Origin of the sequence: Microcoleus sp. w2-18bC1 (genome assembly GCF_036700365.1) — a bacterium.
Taxonomy (GTDB): Bacteria; Cyanobacteriota; Cyanobacteriia; order Cyanobacteriales; family Microcoleaceae; genus Microcoleus.
On sequence record NZ_JAUBOS010000076.1, the window covers coordinates 23,621 to 29,853 of the forward strand.

At 47.0% G+C, this 6,233-nt stretch carries 5 protein-coding genes; all 5 read left to right on the forward strand.

What is annotated here, in order from left to right; genetic code table 11:
* Positions 1 to 33 precede the first annotated feature (33 nt).
* The 5 genes from QT979_RS25295 (at position 34) to QT979_RS25315 (ending at position 5,956) form a co-directional block, all read left to right on the forward strand.
* Positions 34 to 612, forward strand: coding sequence for a Uma2 family endonuclease (locus QT979_RS25295; RefSeq protein WP_333312032.1), 579 nt, complete (start codon positions 34 to 36; stop codon positions 610 to 612).
* 373 nt (positions 613 to 985) lie between these two features.
* The gene (locus QT979_RS25300) at positions 986 to 1,606 is read left to right on the forward strand and encodes a Uma2 family endonuclease (protein ID WP_333215961.1); all 621 of its coding nucleotides are present in this window, start codon (positions 986 to 988) and stop codon (positions 1,604 to 1,606) included.
* Between the two features lie 271 nt (positions 1,607 to 1,877).
* A complete protein-coding gene (gene rimO, locus QT979_RS25305; RefSeq protein ID WP_333312033.1) occupies positions 1,878 to 3,200 on the forward strand; it encodes a 30S ribosomal protein S12 methylthiotransferase RimO in 1,323 nt (440 codons plus the stop codon).
* 899 nt (positions 3,201 to 4,099) lie between these two features.
* Positions 4,100 to 5,566 (forward strand): DEAD/DEAH box helicase, encoded by a 1,467-nt coding sequence (locus QT979_RS25310; RefSeq protein WP_333085686.1) that lies wholly within the window; start codon positions 4,100 to 4,102, stop codon positions 5,564 to 5,566.
* A gap of 207 nt (positions 5,567 to 5,773) precedes the next feature.
* Entirely contained in the window at positions 5,774 to 5,956 is a 183-nt protein-coding gene (locus QT979_RS25315; protein ID WP_333215957.1) for a hypothetical protein, read from the forward strand.
* Positions 5,957 to 6,233 lie beyond the last annotated feature (277 nt).

Sequence of the window (6,233 nt, forward strand, 5' to 3'; positions counted from 1 at the left end):
GCGTACTTTTAGCACCTGTAGGTAACAAAAGCGATGACTGTTGTAACTGCGAAAAGATTCTCTATCGAAGAATATCACCGTTTGGGAGAACTGGGATTTTTCGGTCCCGATGACCGAGTAGAATTGATTCGCGGAGAAATTATAAATATGGCTGCTAAAGGTAGGCTTCACTCTGTTTGTAACAGTCTTTTACTTGAGGAGTTAGTCATTTTACTGGCAAGACGCGCTCGCTTGCGCGTACAAGAGCCGATTATCTTGTCTGCTACTGATAGCGAACCCGAACCTGATGTTGTTATCGCCCGCAATCGCTCTGATAATTATTTATCTTCTCACCCTGAAGCTGCGGATATCTTGTTGGTAATTGAGGTTTCTGATTCTACTTTAAAGTATGACCAGAGAACTAAGTTATCTCTCTATGCGGAAGCTGGCATTTCTAATTATTGGATATTTAATTTGGTTGATAATCAACTGGAACTGCACAGCGAACCTTATCAAAAAAGACAAGGTGATTTCAATTATCGAGTCAAACGAGTTGTTCTGCAAAATGAGACTGTTGTAATTCCCGGTTTTCCCGAATTGTCTCTGGATTTATCTTTGGTATTTCCAGCCTAATTTAAAAGTACGATAAAATCAAGATTATAGAACCCCTTTGATCTCTTGAGGTCGATCGCTCACAACGGTCGATCGCCTAGATAGTGATTTCAGATGCAGTCGATCGGCGCGATCGGTATTTTGACATTTTGTAGACTAAAAATCATAGCAAACTTCACTTCCTATGTCAAGTCTTTGTCCTAAAATTACAGCGTATTCCAGGTTTGTGAAGTGTAGGGACACTGCAGTGCCGTGTCCCTACGGCGAGCTAACTATAGGCGGGTGTACTTCCTAAATGTGGAATCTGCTGTAGACTTTGTGCAAAAATCGGAACAATACTTGTGTAATCTTTGAGCTTTCCGCATACTAATCACTAGACAGAGGAAACCACAACATGATCCAAACCATATCCAAAACAATCACGTTTGATGAGTTCGTTGCTTGGTATCCAGAGAACTCTGTCCACAAGTACGAATTACACAATGGAGTAATTGTTGAAATGCCTTTAGGAACTGGCGACCATTCCGACGTTACAGGTTTCATCTCAGGTGAAATCAATTTTGAAATCAGACGACTGCAATTGCCTTACTCCATCCCCGGTGACTGCCTGCTCAAACCCCGTAACGAATCAGGCTACCAACCAGATGTAATTGTCCTAGACCGAACCGCACTTGCAAGCGAACCGCGCTGGAAAAAAGAATCAGTCATCACGATGGGCTCTTCGGTGCGACTGGCTGTAGAGGTGGTCAGTACGAACTGGCGGGATGATTATTTTTTCAAAGCTTCCGACTATGAAGAAATGGGCATTCCCGAATACTGGATTGTAGACTATCTTGGTTTAGGCGGTCGCAAGTTTATCGGCAATCCCAAACAACCCACTCTCTCGATTTACCAGCTAGTAGATGGGGAGTATCAGGTAAAACAGTTTAGGGGAAGCGAGACTGTTGAGTCGCTGGCTTTTCCAGAATTGAGCTTAACAGCAGAGAAGATTTTTCTTGCTGGCTTGCCGAACTAGCAAGTCGAAATTATGCAAAGGGCGTAAGATTGTCGAAGCCTTCCGACGACACCAAAACCTGACAATTGGGTCAAAATCTGGCAGCGAAAAAGCGGGAAAGTACGATCGCACAAAGCCTAAAAATTCTCATCTCGCCCACGATCGCACAAATATCACACAACAACTGCGGACACCACAACAGTCCAGAGCTTCCACATACACATTGCAATTTTTTTAATTGTGTGATATCATAAAACGTTCTTAAAAATAGCGCAACACTAACTATTACTGCATGGCAACCAAGCCAACGATCGCATTTACTCACCTCGGCTGCGAAAAAAATCGCATCGATACCGAACACATGATTGGCTTGCTGGCTCAAGCGGGCTATCAAGTCGATTCTAATGAAGAATTAGCCGATTATGTTGTAGTCAATACTTGCAGTTTTATCCAAGCGGCGCGAGAAGAGTCAGTCCGCACCTTGGTAGAATTGGCAGAAGCTAATAAAAAAGTAGTCATCACCGGCTGCATGGCACAGCATTTTCAGCAGGAATTGCTGGACGAATTGCCCGAAGCAGTCGCAATTGTCGGCACTGGCGACTATCATAAAATCGTCAGTGTTATGCAGCAGGTGGAAAAGGGCGATCGAGTTTCCCTCGTCTCTTCAGAACCTAGTTACATCGCTGACGAAACTACTCCCCGCTACCGCACAACATCGGAAGGTGTGGCTTATCTGCGAATAGCAGAAGGCTGCGACTACCGCTGTGCATTTTGCATTATCCCGCACTTGCGCGGAAATCAAAGGTCGCGGACGATCGAGTCTATTGTCGCCGAAGCTAAGCAATTAGCCTCCGAAGGGGTAAAAGAAATTATTTTAATTTCTCAAATTACCACCAACTACGGCAAAGATATTTATGGCGAACCGAAACTAGCCGAACTACTTCGCGCTTTGGGTGAAGTAGATGTACCTTGGATTCGGATGCACTACGCCTATCCTACAGGTTTGACTCCGCAAGTTGTCCAGGCAATCCGGGAAACGCCCAACGTTTTGCCTTATTTGGATTTACCCCTGCAACACTCGCACCCGGAAATTCTGCGGGCGATGAATCGGCCTTTTCAAGCTGGGATTAATGATGCTATAGTCGATCGGCTCAAAGCAGCACTTCCCGGCGCGGTGATGCGGACAACTTTTATTGTCGGCTTCCCCGGCGAAACCGACGAACACGCAGCACACTTGCTGGAATTTGTCAAGCGCCACGAATTCGATCACGTAGGAGTTTTTGTATTTTCGCCAGAAGAAGGAACCCCAGCCTTCAGCTTGCCCCAGCAAATACCAGCAGAAATAATGGAAATGCGGCGCAATTCGGTAATGGCGGCACAACAACCTATATCATTGAAGAAGAATCAAGAGTCTGTCGGTCAGGTAGTTGATGTCCTGATAGAACAAGAACAACCAGAGACAGGTGAGTTGATTGGTAGATCCGCTCGGTTTTCCCCAGAAGTAGATGGACTCGTCTATGTGACAGGAGAAGCGCGACTGGGATCGATCGTGTCTGTGAAAATTACTGGTGCAGATGTCTACGACCTCTACGGTCAAGTCGATTTTAGATTTTAGATTTTAGATTTTAGATTGACTGCACAGACTCATCTGGGAGCTCGATCTTTTGTCTAAAATTGTGGGATCGACCCTCATGAGTTGACGTGGCACTGTATCCGGTGCTGGGCGGGGTCAAGTGTAAGTGTTGCTGGAACTGTCGCGATCGGCGGTGTGGCGAACAAAAACCGGGCACCAGCCAAAAATGATTAGCGGATTGTGCATCAAAAGTAACGGTTTGTACAATATTGTGCAAAGATATCTAGCAAAGGGGTTATAAACCTTTATTAGCCCTATCTGGCAATCGACGCTCCCCCTCGGGGTGCGGTTATCTCTACAGAACGATCGGAAAATTTTAACGAATTTAATGTTTTGTTTCTGAATGTAAAGAGTTATGATAGTAACAAGCCAGAAATAAGCGGGGAGAATTTGAGATTGCTTCGCCGTCCGCCCTACACCACAACGGTATCCCGAAAGAGTGTTGAGATGGATAGGCGGTAACGGTCGCTGCATCCCCTGCTCAATCCCGCAGGCGACGGATTGCGGGATAGCGCCTGAACCAATAAACCTGTTACTACTATGTAGTGAAGTGGGGCTGGTCATGATCCTCACTATAAAATGCCTAAGAGGGAAAGCTTGCAAGTACCTCAAAGGAAGTCCAATGTCCTGTTTTAAGAATGTTGGAAGCCTATAACCCGACCCCTGGCGGTTGGTATCGGTGATGTCACAAAATCAAAGACGGCTGTCGAATTGGTAAATTTAGTCACCATCGACGGAGCTGCCCTATACTCGATTGCTATTTAAGAAGGTGCGCGCAGGCGCAGCACCATAAAGAACTCTTATGAGTTCCTGCCCTAGAGCAGAAATCCGCATCCGAGTTGGGCAACTTAGAAGGCTAAGACTCGTTATTAGGAGCATTAATGAATTTATTGTTTGAAGGCTTAGGTCTTTCGGAAGAACTCGTTCTCCATCTGGAAACACTAGGCTTTACAGAACCTACTCCCATCCAAGTACAAGCAATTCCGCACCTGTTAGCAGGTCGCGACGTTGTGGGTCAAGCCCAAACAGGGACAGGCAAAACGGCAGCATTCTCGTTGCCCATCTTGGAGCGGATTGATTTAGATGTGACTGCGGTGCAAGCACTGGTGCTGACGCCGACTCGCGAATTGGCGATGCAAGTAACTGAAGCCATCCGCGATTTGAGCGGCATCAGCAGCGACGGCCCGGTAAAAGTGGGTCGCTCTCTGCAAGTTCTGACGGTGTACGGCGGTCAATCGATCGATCGTCAAATGCAGCGTTTGAAGCGCGGCGTTCACGTCGTTGTCGGTACACCTGGACGCATATTGGATATGCTCAGCCGTGGCAGCCTGAAGCTAGACAAGGTAAAATGGCTGGTTTTGGATGAAGCTGACGAAATGCTGAGCATGGGCTTTATCCAAGATGTGGAAAAAATCTTGGATGCTGCACCAAAAGAACGTCAAACGGCATTTTTCTCGGCGACGATGGAAGCTTCCATTCGGAAATTGGTAGCGCGGCATTTGCGTAACCCAGTCAACGTCACCGTAGAACAGCCAAAAGCAACGCCGAAGCGCATCAGCCAAGGCGTGTACATGATTCCCCGTGGCTGGTCGAAGGCAAGGGCTCTACAGCCAATCCTAGAAATGGAAGACCCGGAATCTGCACTGATTTTTGTGCGGACTCGGCAGTCGGCGGCAGAACTCACCAGCCAACTGCAAGCAGCAGGTCACAGCGTTGATGAGTATCACGGTAATTTGAATCAGGCACAACGGGAACGTTTGTTGCATCGGTTCCGCCAATGTCAGGTGCGCTGGGTAGTGGCGACTGATATTGCGGCGCGGGGTTTGGACGTGGATCACTTGACTCACGTGATTAACTACGATTTACCCGACAGTGTGGAAAGCTACGTTCACCGGATCGGACGCACGGGCCGGGCTGGTCGCGAAGGAACGGCGATTACGCTGATTCAACCGGTCGATCGCCGCAAACTGCGCTTGATTGAACGCCACGTGCGATCGAGCTTGACGGTGCGAAACATTCCGACACGGGCGCAAATTGAAGCACGTCAGTTGGAAAAGATGCAGGGTAAAGTTCGCGAAGCTTTGGCTGGCGAACGGATGGCATCTTTCTTGCCTCTGGTGTCTCAGTTATCCGAGGAGTACGACTCCCACGCGATCGCCGCTGCTGCTTTGCAAATGGCTTTCGATCAAAGCCGTCCTGCTTGGATGGGCGCTGATTACGCTCAACAAGAAGATCCCCCGATTGGTGGAGAAAACAGCGTCAAGCCTATCTTGATCAAAAAGCGGGCTAAGACTGGTGAGGCGACTTTTTCTGGAGCACCGAGTGCTCCTGTTCCCCAGAACCGCTAATTGGTAGGGTGCACATTGTGCACCTTATTTAGAATTATTGTAGAGATGCGATAGATCGCACCTCTACTTTTTTTTATGGGTGTGATCCCAAATCCGAGATCGTTCGGCGGGTGAAACCGCGAAGCAACGAAGTCCACGGCTAGCCGACAGAGGATTGGATAAGTAAAGATTCAAGTTCGCGATCGGAGAATTTCTGTAACTAATTCTATGCTGAGAACGTTAATTGATGAATTGGGTACTGAGTGTCAAAATGTGATTACTTTAATCCATCAGCTTCAGTTACCTGATTTGAGCGATCGACAAAAAGCTGAAATTCTAGCAGACTTCCTTCCTCTCTGCAATTCATCTGAACGTTCACTGCGGAGAGGATTTTCAGACACTAATTGCTGAGGAAATGGCAATATTGTCGGATGATGATGAAGAGGATTAAAAATAATCGGGCGATTTCCTACGGGATAGCTACGCTTCACGCACATCAGCAAAAAGCCCTCCAGTCAACTCACAAAAAGGCTAAAAATCCTCATAAATAAGGAATAAAGTCCTTAGTACAAACTTGTGAACCCGGACTTTTGCACAGTTGTTTAATATTTCAGCCCACATTCCGCAGATATTCAAGCAGAGGTAAAGGAAGATAGATTTGGCAACAATAAACTCCCAAACGATTGCA